Genomic DNA, 14,418 nt, shown 5'->3' on the forward strand with positions numbered 1-14,418 from the left:
GCTTTTTTGCGGTTCAGTGTCGCTCTCCCCGGTGCTTTGAGGAGCGCGTCAGGTGTGCAGCAGAGTGGCTGAATTGTGCTGGTGGGTGGCTGTCTAAGCCGCGTTCAGGGGGCGGCTGTTTCAGCCCCGGCCGGCGGCTTGCGTGGGTAATATTTGTCGATCAGCGCGGACTTCATCAGCAGCGTCTCGGGCTCGAAGCACTCGGCCAGGGTCTGCCAGCAGAGGTCGAGCGCCTTCTCCAGCGGCAGGCTGACGTCGATCGCCATGAAACGCTCTCGGAAGAGCTGCCCGAAACGCAGCAGCTGCTGATCGAACGCGCTCAATTCGAAGGCCATGGCCTGTTTTTGCTCGGCCTCGCGGGCATTGGAGTAGAAGCGGATCATGGTGTTCATGATCTGGCCGTGATCCTCGCGCGTGACTTTGCCGATGACGTGCTGCTTGAGTCGCGACAGGGAGCCGAAGGGGTCCAGCATGCCGTCGTGCAGATAGAACTGCCCCTCGGTGATGTAGCCCGTGTTGTCGGGCACCGGATGGGTGACGTCGTCGCCCGGCATGGTGGTGACGGTCAGGATGGTCAGCGAGCCGCCGTCCTTGTAGTCGGCGGCCTTCTCGTAGCGGCGCGCGAGCTGGGAGTAGAGGTCGCCCATGTAGCCGCGGTTGGACGGCACGGCCTCCATGGCGACGCCGACCTCCTTCATGGCGTCGGCATAGGCGGTCATGTCGGTGAGCAGCACCAGCACCCGTTTGCCTTCCTCGACCGCGAATTTCTCGGCCACCGCGAGCGCCATGTCCGGCACCAGCAGACGTTCGACCACGGGGTCGGAGGCCAGATTGACGAACATGACGGTGCGGGCGAAGACTCCGGCGTCCTCGAAGCGACGCAGGAAGAAGTGATAGTCGTCGAAGATGAGACCCAGACCGCCAAAGACCACGATGTCGGCGTCGGCCTGGATGCCGATGCGCGCCAACAGCTGGTTGTAGGGCTCGCCGGCGACCGAGAAGATGGGGATCTTCTGGCTCTCCACCAGCGAATTGAAGACGTCGATCATGGGGACGTCGGTGCGGATCATCTTCGAGGCGAGCAGTCGCTTCGCCGGATTTACCGAGGGTCCGCCGATCGCGAGCTTGGGGTCCTGCGAGAGATCGGGGCCGGCATCGAAGGGCTCGCCGTCGCCGCGAAAGACTCGACCCAGGATGTTGGCCGAATAGGTTACGCGCATCGGATGGCCGAGGAATCGGACCGATGCCTCCGTGGAGAGTCCCTTGGTACCGGCGAAGACCTGGAGTGAGACCAGATCGTCGTCGAGACGGATGGCGCGGGCGAGCGAGCTGAATCCGCTCGGATCCTCGACGAGTGCCAGGTCGTCGAAGGCGACGCGGACCTGGTTGCCCGAGGTGGGCGGTACTCGGACCTTGAGGATGTCGCCGACGATTTCCATCACCTTGGAATAGCGCGCCAGGGTTTGGGTCACCGCACATTTCCCCCGTTCGAAAAATCCTTCATGGTGCTGCGGAATCTCATGAATTCAAGTGGGTTCCTCTGGTTCACCCTATGCCTCGCTGGATATGACCTCGATCCGGTTACGACCGTGATGCTTTGCTCGATAGAGTGCGGCGTCCGCCATCTGGATCAGCTCTTGCGGTGAGCTGGCGTATTCGGGATAAGAGGCCAGACCGATGGACAGGGTAGCCCGGATCTCGACATCTTGATAGATCATTCGAAGATTTCCGAACGCCTGACGCAACCAATCGGCGCGGGGCAGACAGGTCTCGATCGAGGCGTGCGGCAGAAGTACCAGAAACTCCTCTCCGCCATAGCGGCAGACGATGTCGCCCTCGCGGAAGCGTTTCTGGAGGAGTGCGGCAAGCGCCTTCAGCAGCGCGTCTCCGGCCGGATGTCCCCAGGTATCGTTGATACGCTTGAAATGGTCGACATCGACCATCGCGGCGGTGAGTACATAGCCTTCGTGCCTGGCGCGCGCGAATTCGCGCGGTAGGGTCTCGTCGAGATAACGTCGGTTGTGGAGACCGGTGAGCGGGTCGCGAATCGTCTGCTCGGCGAGTTCTTTCTGAAGCAGACGAATCCGCGCCAGGTTCTCGCTGAGTTGGCGATTGGCCTGCTTGAGTGCGCGCTCCATGGAACGGCGTTCGCTGACGTCGCGTTTGATGGCGACGAAGCAATCCACTTCCCCCTTGACGTTCATCACCGGTGCGATGGTCATCTCCTCCTCGTAGAGCGACCCGCCCTTGCGTTTGTTGATCATTTCGCCGCGCCAGATCCGACCGCCAAGGACTGTCTGCCACAGATCGGCATAGAAGTCCGCATCGTGGAGTCCGCTCTTGAAGGCGCGCGTATGTACCCCCTTGAGTTCGCTTAATGTGTATCCGGTCTGTCTGGCGAAGGCTGGATTGGCGTAGAGCAGGCGTCCTTGGGCGTCGGTGATGGCGATGGCGTCGCCGGCGGCCTCGATCGCGGCGATACGGGTCCGTAATTCGGCCTCGAGCGTCTTGCGTCGAGTGGTGTCACGGGTGATGCCGAGCAGCTTCACGGGATGTCCAGCCTCGTCCAGCACCGGGGTCGTCACCACCTCGGCATGCACGGTTCCCCCCTGTTTGAGCGGCTGTTCGATTTCTGTCACCTGGGGCGCGAAACCGCTATTCATACCAGCCTGCTCGCCGTCGATCAGGTGTGCGATCCGGCCCCATGATTCGACCGTCATGGATGCCTCGATCGGTTCGGCCATCACCTCCTGGGGCGAGAATCCGCGCATGGACGTCACCGAGGGGCTGACGTATTCGAACCGCCGGCGCGCGATATCCAGGATCCAGATGACATCGCTGCTGTTTTCCGTGATCAGATGGAAGAGCGCGTTGTGCTCCCGCAAGTGTCTGTTGATCCTGTCCCGTTCGACGATTTCGCTCGCGAGGCGGCGGTTAAGGCGGACGATCTTCCAGGTCAGCGCCGAGAGAAGCAGCAGCAACGTCAGGCTGCCGGCCAGCGCGGTCATGAATCGGGGATCGAGCCGTGGCCTATTCGAGTCATAGAGGAATCGATCGAGTGAGACGTTCCTGGGCAGCATGCCCAGTTCGGCATAGGTATCGGCGATGTGTCTCCACCGACCCGGATTGGAATGTCCGACATCGATCAGATCGGGACGCATCAGCCGGCGGCTCTCTTCCGCCTCGAAACGGTAGGCGTCGCGGTCGCGTCCCTGGCTGTTGTAGCGCGCCATGATGAGATCGATGGCCGTCTCGCTGTGCTTGAGCGCTTCGCGCCAGCCGGCGAGGCTGGCATCGAGAAAGGCCCTGACCCGTTTGGGGTGACGGCGCGTCTGATCCTCGGTCGTGAAGAGAATGTCGCCGTAGAAATCGATCCCGCCCGCCCGGGCTGAGAAGAGGTTGTAGTTGAATCCAAGGCGTCGCAGCTGATAGGGCTCGGTCGTTGAGTAGACCGACATGGCGGCGATCCGGCCGGAGGTGAGGTCGTCGATGCGTTGGGTGTGAGGTCGGATATCCAGCTGATCGATGGATACGCCCTCCTGTTGGAAGAGGGCGATAATCTCGGCGGCGCCGGGTTCCAGCATGATGGGCTGGCCGACCAGTTCGTGGAGGTTGGAGGCGCGATCGGCGCGTACCGCCAGGGCGAAGGGGGAATGCTGATAGATGGGCGCGAGGGCGACGATCGGTTGTGTCTGGCGCGCGAGCAGCAGTTCACTGGTGCCGGTGCCGAACTCGGCCCGCCCCGAGACCACCTCGGCGACCACGTCCGTGTCGGGTTGCGCCTCGACCAGGGTGACCTCCAGTCCCGCATCCCGGTAATAGCCCCGATCCAGGGCGACGTAATAACCGGCGAACTGGAACTGATGCCGCCATTTGAGCTGCAGCCTGATCTCGTCGAGGGCGCGTAATTCGGGCGCGACCAGGAGGGCCACGCTCGCGACGCACGCAATGTCGAGCCAGCCTCGCCGCAGTCCGGGAGATAGGTGGGTCGAGCGTTTCAGGTTATTCATTAAACAGAATCACCCCGTCCTGGTTGGAGGGCTATCTACTCCATGTCGGTCGCCAAGCATAGCGGCAATCAGGTGCCGAAAACCGTGAATCGACCTGGCAATTCTTCGGTCGGATGCTCCATTGCGTCGAGTATGCGCGAAACCTAGGGGCGGCGGCCGACGTCTATGGACAGGTCTTCGAGGCGTCGATGCTGTTCGAGGTTCGGGCGCGCCAGGACTCGATCGATCCGATCGGCACCGACCCCATCCATGAGCCTTCGGCGCGCCAGTTTTCGCCGCAGCATCGAGTGAGGCTCCGCGCGGATGCGTCGCCGCTGGGCGCTGGAAAGGGCTGTGCTAGACTCGGCCCGTCTTGCGCCATCTGTCACCATTGCCTATGACCGCATCCAATCTCCCCCAGGACTCTGCCGATCGGTTGCTGGATCTGCTGCGCACCTTCGCGCGTGAATCCAGGCTGCCGGAGCCTCTCGAAGGCATCGGACTCGATACCCGTCTGGAATCGGATCTCGGGCTCGACAGCCTGAGCCGATCCGAACTGATCGCACGTGTGGAGCAGGGGCTCGACGTGCACCTTCCGGATCAGGCGCTGATGGCTGCGACCGCAGGCGATCTGCTCCAGATGATCCAGGGCGGGAAGGGCGGCACCGAAACCGATCTGTCCGCCGTATCCGTTGACTCCGGCGCGGACGACCTAGAGATTCCGGTCGGCGCGCACACCCTGCTGGAGGTGCTCGACTGGCACCGACGGCACGCGGGCGATCGCACCCATATCCTCTATTACGACGGCGAGGATCGCGCGCATCCCATCCGCTATGCCGATCTGGCGCTGGGCGCTTCGCGGGTGGCGGCGCGACTGCGCCATGCAGGGATCGGTCCGGGCGCTACGGTTGCCGTCATGCTGCCGACCGGCCCGGACTATTTCTTCAGTTTCTTCGGCATCCTGGCCGCCGGCGGCGTGCCCGTGCCCATCTATCCGCCGGCCCGGCCGCAGCAGATCGAGGACCATCTGCGCCGGCACGCCCGCATCCTGGACAACGCCGGCACCAGCTTTCTGATCACGGTTCCCGAGGCGCGCACCATCGCCAAGGTGCTGCGGGTCCAGGTCGGTTCGCTGCGCGAGGTGCTGACCCTCGAAGGCATCGAGCGCGAGACGCCGCTCGACGACTGGTCCAGACCCGACCGCAACGACATCGCCTTTCTCCAGTACACCTCGGGCAGCACCGGCGATCCCAAGGGCGTGACCCTATCGCACGCGGATCTGCTGGCCAACATCCGGGCCATGGGGGAGGCGATCGCGATCCGTGCCGATGACGTCTTCGTCAGCTGGCTGCCGCTCTATCACGACATGGGACTGATCGGCGCCTGGCTCGGCAGTCTCTATTTCGGCGTGCCGCTCATCTCCATGTCGCCGCTCGCCTTCCTGGCGCGGCCTCGGCGCTGGTTGCAGGCTATTCACCAGCATCGCGGCACACTCTCGGCCGCGCCCAACTTCGCCTATGAACTCTGTCTGACCCGCATCTCGGAGTCGCAGATGGAAGGGCTCGATCTCAGCTGCTGGCGCCGCGCATTCAACGGGGCCGAACCGGTCAGCGCCCAGACGCTACGCCATTTCGCCGAGCATTTCGCGCCCTGTGGTCTGCGCGAGGAGGCGCTGGCGCCGGTCTATGGTCTGGCAGAGGCGGCGGTCGGTCTGGCCTTTCCGCCGGTGGAGCGCGGGCCGCGCATCGATTGTATCGATCGGGTGCGATTCGCCAATTCGGGCTATGCGCTGCCGGTCGACTGCGCGGATCCGGACGCCATGGAGGTGGTCGCCTGCGGTCGTCCGCTGCCTGGATACAGGGTGCGCGTGGTGGACGGCGAGGGCCGCGAGGTGCCCGAGCGTCACGAGGGGCTGCTCCAGTTCCAAGGACCCTCGGCGACGCGCGGCTATTACCGCAATCCGGAGGCCACCGCACGGCTCATCCGCGACGGCTGGCACGAGACCGGCGACCGCGCCTATCTGGCCGGGGGCGACATCCATCTGAGCGGGCGGGTCAAGGACCTCATCATCCGTGGCGGGCGCAACATCTATCCCTACGAGGTCGAGCAGGCCTTGGGCGAACTGCCCGGCATCCGCAACGGCTGCGTGGTGGCCTTCGCCGCGACCGACCCCAAGCAGGGCAGCGAGCGTCTGGTCATCGTCGCCGAGAGCAAGGAGCGCGACCCCGGCCGCCGGACGGCGCTCCAGCAGCGTGCCCGCGAGCTGGCGACCGATGTTCTGGGTCTGCCGCCGGACGAGATCGTGCTGGCGCCGCCGCGCGCCGTGCTCAAGACCTCCAGCGGCAAGCTGCGTCGTGTCGACACGCGTGAGCGCTATCTCGCCGGCAAGCTGTTCGAGGGGCCGCCGCGTCCGGTCTGGCAGCTGGCTCGGGTCGGCCTCTCGGGCCTCTGGGGCCGGATCTCGCATCTGGTGAGCGAACTGCCGGGAACCCTCTATGCCCGTTATGCCTGGTTGCTCTTCTATCTGTTCGCACCTGGCTTCTGGATCGCGGGCACGCTCGTTCCGACCCTGGGACTGCGTTGGACATTCACCCGATTCGGCTTGCGTCTGCTCGGCGCTCTAACCGGGATGCGGGTGCGTGTCTCGGGGCGCGAGAATCTGGATGCGGCTTCGTCCCCATGCGTTGTGGTCGCCAATCATCAGGGCTATCTGGATGCCCTGGCGCTCACCCTGGCGCTCGATCGGCCGGTGTCCTTCGTCGCCAAGCGCGAGCTGACGGCGATGCCCTGGGTCGGTCGCTACCTGGCGCGCATGGGGACGCTCTTCGTCGATCGTTTCGATGTGCAGCGCAGCAGCACCGAATCCGCCCAACTCAACGCCGCGCTGGAGCAGGGCGAGAGCCTGGTCTTCTTCCCCGAGGGGACCTTCCGCGAGCAGCCAGATCTGATGCCGTTCCGCATGGGCGCCTTCGCCGCCGCCGCCCAGGCGGGCGTGCCCGTGATTCCGATCGCCGTCAAGGGTACGCGCGAGCGCATGCCGGGCGACAGCTTCCGTCCCACGCCTGGCCGGGTCGAGGTGATCTTGGGCGCGCCGATTCGACCCGAAGGCAGCGATTGGCCTGCCGCCGTCGCGCTACGCGAGGCGGCGCGGGATTTCATCGCCGGGCACAGCGTTGGGGCGTAGGGCGCAATAGCGCTAGCGTATTGCGCCGCTTCTGCTGGACTGCGTGACCAGAAACCGGAGGCAATGGCCGCTTTCACCGGTATCCTGATGGTCCGATTTCGGCAGACACATGCAGCGCGCAAGAATGGATACCATGAACAAGAAGGATCTCAGCGAGCGGGACATCTGCACCAAGTTCATCATCCCGGCCCTGCGCGACGCCGGCTGGGACGAGCAGTTGCAGATCCGCGAGGAAGTCGGCTTCACCAAGGGCCGCATCATCGTGCGCGGCAAGCTGGTGAGTCGCGGCAAGGGCAAGCGTGCCGACTATATCCTCTACTACAAGCCCAACATCCCGATCGCGGTCATCGAGGCCAAGGACAACCGCCACAGCGTCGGCGACGGCATGCAGCAGGCGCTTGATTACGCCCTGACGCTCGACATCCCCTTCGTCTTCTCGTCCAACGGCGACGGCTTCGTGTTTCACGACCGCACCGGCACGGGCGACGTCACCGAAACCTGCCTTGCGCTCGACGCCTTCCCGTCGCCGGACGCGCTCTGGGCGCGCTATCGCGTCTGGAAGGGGTTGACCCCCGAGGCCGATCGGATCCTGCTCCAGGACTATTACGATGACGGCAGCGGCAAGGCGCCCCGCTATTACCAGGCCAACGCCGTCAACGCGGCCATTGAGGCCATCGCCAAGGGCCGCGACCGGGTGCTGCTCGTCATGGCGACCGGCACCGGCAAGACCTACACCGCCTTCCAGATCATCTGGCGGCTGTGGAAGGCGGGCCGCAAGCAACGCATCCTGTTCCTCGCCGACCGCAACGTGCTGATCGACCAGACCATGGTCAACGACTTCCGTCCGTTCGGCCCGGCGATGGCCAAGCTCTCGACCAAGGCCAAGACCATCGAGCGCGACGATGGCAGCCAGGTCGATCTCACCATTGCCCTCGACAAAAAGCGCCGCATCGACACCGCCTACGAGATCTATCTCGGGCTCTATCAGTCGATCACCGGCCCCGAGGACCGCCAGAAGCTCTACCGCGAATTCTCGCCCGGCTTCTTCGACCTCATCGTCATCGACGAGTGTCATCGTGGCAGCGCCTCCGAGGACTCCGCCTGGCGCGAGATCCTGGAGCACTTCTCGGCCGCCACCCAGATCGGTCTGACGGCAACGCCGAGAGAAACCGAGTACGTCTCCAACATCGCCTACTTCGGCGAGCCGGTCTATTCCTACTCGCTCAAGCAAGGCATCCGCGACGGTTTCCTCGCGCCCTACAAGGTGGTCAAGATCCACATCGACCGCGACGTCGAGGGCTACCGCCCGGAGCAGGGTCAGCTAGACCGCCATGGCGAGGCGGTCGAGGATCGCCTCTACAACACCAAGGACTTCGACCGCACGCTGGTGCTGGACGAGCGCACCAAGCTCGTCGCGCGCAAGGTCACGGCGTTCCTCGAACAGAGCGGCGACCGCTTCCAGAAGACCATCGTCTTCTGCGTCGACCAGGAGCACGCCGCCCGCATGCGCCAGGCGTTGATCAACGAGAACGCCGATCTGGTCAAGGCGAACTACCGCTATGTCATGCGTATCACCGGCGGCGACGCCGAGGGCCAGGCCGAACTCGGCAACTTCATCGATCCCGAGTCGACATACCCGGTGCTGGTCACCACCTCGCGCCTGCTTTCCACCGGCGTGGACGCCCAGACCTGCCGGCTGATCGTGCTCGACCGCCAGGTCGGCGCCATGACCGAGTTCAAGCAGATCGTCGGACGCGGCACCCGTGTGCACGAGGACACCCAGAAGTACTACTTCACCCTGATCGACTTTCGCGGTGCGACCAGCCATTTCGCCGACCCGGACTTCGACGGCGAGCCGGTGCAGATCTACGCGCCGCGTGAAGACGATCCCGTCGTGCCCCCGGATGAGCCTCCGTCGGAGGACGAGGCGGCGGACACCGCGATCGAGGACGACTCCGGCGAGTACGAGGTTCTCGTCGGCGGCACAGCGGACATCGGCACCCCAACCGGCGGCACCACACGCGAGAAGATCTACGTCGACGGCGTCGCGGCCAGCATCATCGCCGAGCGTGTCGAATACCTCGACGAGCACGGCAAGCTCGTCACCGAGAGCCTGCACGACTTCACCCGCAAGGCGCTGCACCGGCATTTCGCGAGCCTCGACGACTTCCTCAGACGCTGGGGCGCGACCGAGCGCAAACAGGCGCTGGTCGACGAGCTGGCGGGCGAAGGGCTGCCGCTGGATGTCATCGCCGCCGAGCTGGGCAAGGACCTCGACGCCTTCGATCTCATCTGTCACATCGCCTTCGACGCCAAACCGCTCACCCGACGCGAGCGCGCCGAGAACGTCAAGAAGCGCGACGTCTTCTCGAAATACGGCGCTCAGGCCCGCGCCGTGCTCGACGCGCTGCTCGACAAGTACGCCGACGAAGGCGTGCTCAACCTCGACGACACCAAGGTGCTGCGCATCCCGCCGTTCGACGCGCTCGGCACACCCGTTCAACTCGTCAAGGCATTCGGCGGCAAGCCCGGTTTCGAGCAGGCCGTGCACGCGCTTCAATCCGCCCTCTATCAGGAAACCGCATAGGTCCCATGTCCGTTCGTACTCTCGTCAAATCCATCCAGGACATCATGCGCCAGGACACCGGCGTCGACGGCGACGCCCAGCGCATCAGCCAGCTCTGCTGGATGTTCTTTCTAAAGATCATCGACGACCAGGATCAGGAGCTGGAACTCCTGCGCGATGATTACCGCTCGCCCATCCCGCGCAGGCTCCAATGGCGTGCCTGGGCGGCGGACCCGGAAGGCATCACCGGCGATGTGCTGCTCGATTTCGTCAACGACGACCTGTTTCCGACGCTGAAGGATCTCGGCGTCACCAGCAAGCCCGGCGACCGCCGCCGCGTGGTGCGCGACGTCTTCGAGGACGCCTACAACTACATGAAGTCGGGACAGCTGATGCGTCAGGTCATCAACAAGATCGACGCCATCGACTTCAACGATCTGCGCCAGCGCCAGCACTTCGGCGACATCTACGAGCAACTGCTCAACGACCTGCAGTCCGCCGGAAACGCCGGCGAGTACTACACCCCGCGCGCCGTGACCGCCTTCATGACCGACCGCATCGACCCGCGCCCCGGCGAGATCCTGCTCGACCCCTCCTGCGGCACCGGCGGCTTTCTCACCTGTGCCATCGATCACATGCGCAAGCAGTACGTGAAAAAGCCGGAGCACGAAGAGGCGATGCAGTCCGCCCTGCGTGCGGTCGAGAAGAAGCAGCTCCCGCACATGCTCTGCGTCACCAACATGCTGTTGCACGGCATCGAGGACCCGAGCTTCGTGCGTCACGACAACACACTCGCGCGGCCCTACATCAGCTACGGGCAAAGCGACCGTGTCGACATCGTGCTCACCAATCCGCCCTTCGGCGGCCGGGAGGAGGACGGCATCGAGTCCAACTTCCCGGCCCACTTCCGCACCCGCGAGACCGCCGACCTCTTTCTCGCGCTCATCATCCGGCTGCTCAAGCCGGGCGGGCGCGCCGCCGTGGTGCTGCCGGACGGCACCCTCTTCGGCGAGGGCGTCAAGACACGGCTCAAGGAGCACCTGCTGGAGGAGTGCAACCTGCACACCATCGTCCGGCTGCCGAATTCGGTCTTCAAGCCCTACGCCAGCATCGGCACCAACCTGCTCTTCTTCGAGAAGGGTACGCCGACCCAGGACGTCTGGTTCTGGGAGCACCGCGTCCCGGAAGGCCAGAAGGCCTATTCCATGACCCGGCCCATCCGCGTCGAACACCTGCAGGACTGCGTCGACTGGTGGGGCGGTGCCGAACGCACCGGCCGCGAGGCCGGTCCGCAGGCATGGAAGGTGGGCATCGACGCCATCAAGGCCCGAGGCTACAACCTCGACATCAAGAACCCCCACAGGGTCGAGGACGAGCTTGGAGACCCGGAGGCCCTGCTCGCCGATCTCGACGCCGCCGAGCGCGAGACCGCCAGCCTGCGCGCACAGCTCAAGGAGGTGCTGGCCGAGGCGCTGCTGCGGTAAGGTCGGTAGGGCGCAATAGGCCGCTTGTGCGCTCTGGCCACCGTGCATGATGCCCGTCGAATCGTTGCATGGACCCGCGTCACTGAAGCCTGAAGCGGCCGTATTGCGCCGGATGTAGGCAAGCGGATGGATCGAAGCTCCCCGCAACCCGCCATGCGGCGCAATACGCTGTCGCTATTGCGCCCTACGTCGCTGTTGCGGTAGGCCGGTAGGGCGCAATAGGCCGCTTGTGCGCCCTGGCCGCGGTGCGTGATGCCCGTCGAATCGTTGCTTGGACCCGCGTCAGTGGAGCCAAAGGCGGCCGTATTGCGCCGGATGTAGGTACGAGGATGGATCGAGGCTCCCCGCAACCGGCCATGCGGCGCAATACGCTGTCGCTATTGCGCCCTACGGGTCGGCGGCCGGTCACGAAATTACCTTGTTGCGGCGGTTTCGCGGGCGATGCTAGATTGAGTGCAATCATTTCAATCATTCCCGCGAGGTGAGCATGGCGACCAATCTCGTCGTCCGCAATGTCGATGCCGACGTCATCAAGGCGCTCAAGCAGGCGGCCGCCGCGCACGGCCGCAGCGCCGAGGCCGAGCACCGCGAGATCCTGCGCAATGCCCTGAGCCGTCCGCCCCGCCGCTCGTTCGCCGAGGTGCTGGCGAGCATGCCCGATGTCGGCACCGACGAGGACTTCGCCCGCCATCCGGATTCGGCCTGATGTACCTGATCGATACCAACGTCATCAGCGAGGCGCGCAAGGGACCGCGCGCCAACGCCGGTGTGCTGGACTTCCTGAGCGAGGCATCGCCCGGCGATCTGTATCTCAGCGCCCAGACCATCGGCGAGCTGCGGCGTGGGGTCGAGCGTATCCGGAACCGGGGCGACGCGCCCCAGGCCAGGCTGCTCGAAGACTGGCTCGGTCTCGTTCTGACCAACTACGCCGACCGCATCCTCGACTTCGACGCCGACTGTGCTCAGGTCTGGGGCAAGCTCATGGCCCCGCATCCGCAGCATCCCATCGACAAGCAGATCGCCGCCGTCGCCCTGATCCACGACCTGGTGGTGGTCACGCGCAACACCAGCGACTTCGCCGGCACCGGCGTCTCCCTACTCGATCCCTTCCAATGAATCCAGACCGATTGCTCGCGCTCTATGAGCGCATCGCCGATGCGCCCGACGCCGTCGCCAGACTGAGGCGGTTTATTCTTGATCTGGCGGTGCGGGGGAGGTTGGTGCCGCAGGATCCGCATGATAAACCGGCGATTGAGCATCTACGCTTCCTTTCGGGCATCCCAGCAAAGACTAAGCATCTGATAAAGCCACTATGTGATTTGAGCGTTGAACTGCAACTTCCGTTGGCTTGGTCGTGGTTACCACTTGGAGCCCTAATCACGCGGATGGATGCTGGGTGGAGCCCTCAGTGCGAACCCCATCCGCGGACGAGCGAAGAGGATTGGGGAGTTTTACGAACGACTTCCGTTCAAGCACTGGCCTTCAATCCAGCGCAACACAAGAAATTGCCAGAGAAATTGAAGCCCCGCCCGGAGTATCAAGCCAGCATCGGAGACATACTGGTGACCCGCGCGGGTCCCAAAAATCGAGTAGGGGTCTCCTGCGTTGTCGATGTCGTGTGCCCAAGACTCATGATCTCCGACAAACTTATAAGGTTTCATGCCCTGGGCGATCTGTCACCTCGATTTCTGGCACTTGCGCTCAATGCGGGGCATACGTTCGAGCAGATTGAAGCAGCCAAGTCGGGAATGGCCGTCATGCAAATGAACATATCTCAAAGCAAGCTGCGCGCTATTCCCATTCCACTGCCGCCGATCGCCGAACAACACCGCATCGTCGCCAAGGTCGATGAGCTGATGGCGCTGTGCGATCGGCTGGAGGCTGCGCGAGCGCAGCGGGAGTCGGCGCGCGACAGGCTGGCGGCGGCGAGCCTCGCCCGTCTCAACGCCCCCGATCTCGACCTGGCCACCTTCACCGACCACGCCCGCTTCGTCCTTGATGCCCTACCGGCACTCACAACCCGCGCAGACCAGATCAAGCAGCTCCGTCAGACCATCCTCAACCTCGCCGTGCGCGGTAAGCTCGTGCCGCAGGATTTGTCAGATGAGCCGGCGTCGGAGTTGCTGTGTAGGATTCGGTCGGAAAAGACGCGCTTGTTGGAGGCGGGAGAGATCAGCAAGGGCAAACATCTAAAGCCGATTGCGAGCGCCGAGCAGTTCTTTGAACCTCCCTCTGGTTGGGTCTGGTGCCGCTGCGGAGAGTTGGTGCTTACGTCGGACTCGGGCTGGAGCCCACGAACAGAAAGCCATGCTCGGCAAGGGGACGCTTGGGGGGTGCTTAAGGTCAGTGCGGTGTCTTGGGATAGATTTGATCCAGCGGCAAACAAGCAGGTATTGCCGGGAACTAAGCCGCGTTTGCAGGCACAGGTTCACAAAGGCGATTTTCTGATATCCAGGGCGAATACAGCAGAGCTGATTGCTCGCTCAGTTCTTGTGCTAGAAGAACCGCTGAATCTGATGATGAGCGACAAGATCGTGCGTCTGCGTTTGACAAGCCATTGCAGCCACCGGTTCTTATGGGTGGTCAATAACCATGCAGACTTCGCCCGAGCCTATTACGCTGCAAATGCGACTGGCGTTAGTCCGTCCATGAAAAATGTTGCGCGTGGCGTCATTCTTGATCTACCAATCCCTCTCCCACCCCTCGCTGAACAACACCGCATCGTCGCCAAAGTCGACGAGCTCATGGCCCTGTGCGACCGGCTGGAGGCGAGTCTCGCCACCGCAGACAGCTCCCGTCGTCGACTGCTCGATGCGCTGCTGCACGAGGCATTGGCGCCGGCCATGATGGACGACTCGATCGAATCCGCTGAAGCCCTCGCGAGACAGGATCTCAGCGCCTTGGCTTAAGACCCCCCCGGATATCGGTCACCCATCCAGTCGGTAGGATGTGGTGAGCGATAGCGAACCGCATCGTTCGCGATTGATGCGGTTCATTCCTCACCTCATCCTACGCGGGCTCTCGAGTCTGGCTGCCGTTCGGCGCGTTTGGCCTCAATTGACCGCTGCGATGCATGGCGAGACGAAGAGCGAGCCTTTCCCGCAAATTGTTTTGGTCGAATCGATCATTAATCAGTTGAGAAATCCCCCGGCTTTGCCGGGGAGACCGTAGAAGTTTGACATTTACAAGAGTCCA

8 protein-coding genes are annotated in these 14,418 nt (G+C 63.8%); 6 read left to right on the forward strand and 2 right to left on the reverse strand.

Annotated features, from left to right (window positions below):
- Positions 1-104: 104 nt before the first annotated feature.
- On the reverse strand, positions 105-1,472 hold the full coding sequence (locus ACFSJC_RS04430) for a V-type ATP synthase subunit B (RefSeq protein WP_386023794.1): 1,368 nt from the start codon (positions 1,470-1,472) through the stop codon (positions 105-107).
- Between the two features lie 78 nt (positions 1,473-1,550).
- A complete protein-coding gene (locus ACFSJC_RS04435) occupies positions 1,551-4,010 on the reverse strand; it encodes a diguanylate cyclase (RefSeq protein ID WP_386023797.1) in 2,460 nt (819 codons plus the stop codon).
- 376 nt (positions 4,011-4,386) lie between these two features.
- On the opposite strand from ACFSJC_RS04435, the gene ACFSJC_RS04440 reads away from it, so the two are divergent.
- From ACFSJC_RS04440 to ACFSJC_RS04465, 6 genes are all read left to right on the forward strand, one after another.
- On the forward strand, positions 4,387-7,173 hold the full coding sequence (locus tag ACFSJC_RS04440; RefSeq protein ID WP_386023800.1) for a 1-acylglycerol-3-phosphate O-acyltransferase: 2,787 nt from the start codon (positions 4,387-4,389) through the stop codon (positions 7,171-7,173).
- A 133-nt stretch (positions 7,174-7,306) separates the two neighbouring features.
- On the forward strand, positions 7,307-9,760 hold the full coding sequence (gene hsdR, locus ACFSJC_RS04445; RefSeq protein WP_386023803.1) for an EcoAI/FtnUII family type I restriction enzme subunit R: 2,454 nt from the start codon (positions 7,307-7,309) through the stop codon (positions 9,758-9,760).
- A 5-nt stretch (positions 9,761-9,765) separates the two neighbouring features.
- A complete protein-coding gene (locus ACFSJC_RS04450; protein WP_386023806.1) occupies positions 9,766-11,223 on the forward strand; it encodes a class I SAM-dependent DNA methyltransferase in 1,458 nt (485 codons plus the stop codon).
- Between the two features lie 487 nt (positions 11,224-11,710).
- On the forward strand, positions 11,711-11,929 hold the full coding sequence (locus ACFSJC_RS04455) for a FitA-like ribbon-helix-helix domain-containing protein (RefSeq protein ID WP_386023809.1): 219 nt from the start codon (positions 11,711-11,713) through the stop codon (positions 11,927-11,929).
- A complete protein-coding gene (locus ACFSJC_RS04460; protein ID WP_386023812.1) occupies positions 11,929-12,339 on the forward strand; it encodes a type II toxin-antitoxin system VapC family toxin in 411 nt (136 codons plus the stop codon). Before ACFSJC_RS04455 ends, ACFSJC_RS04460 begins: the two co-directional genes overlap by 1 nt.
- A complete protein-coding gene (locus tag ACFSJC_RS04465; RefSeq protein WP_386023815.1) occupies positions 12,336-14,132 on the forward strand; it encodes a restriction endonuclease subunit S in 1,797 nt (598 codons plus the stop codon). The genes ACFSJC_RS04460 and ACFSJC_RS04465 overlap by 4 nt, the downstream gene beginning before the upstream one ends.
- The last annotated feature ends 286 nt before the right edge of the window (positions 14,133-14,418 follow it).

This window comes from Thiorhodococcus fuscus (genome assembly GCF_042682685.1).
Classification (GTDB): Bacteria; Pseudomonadota; Gammaproteobacteria; order Chromatiales; family Chromatiaceae; genus Imhoffiella; species Imhoffiella fuscus.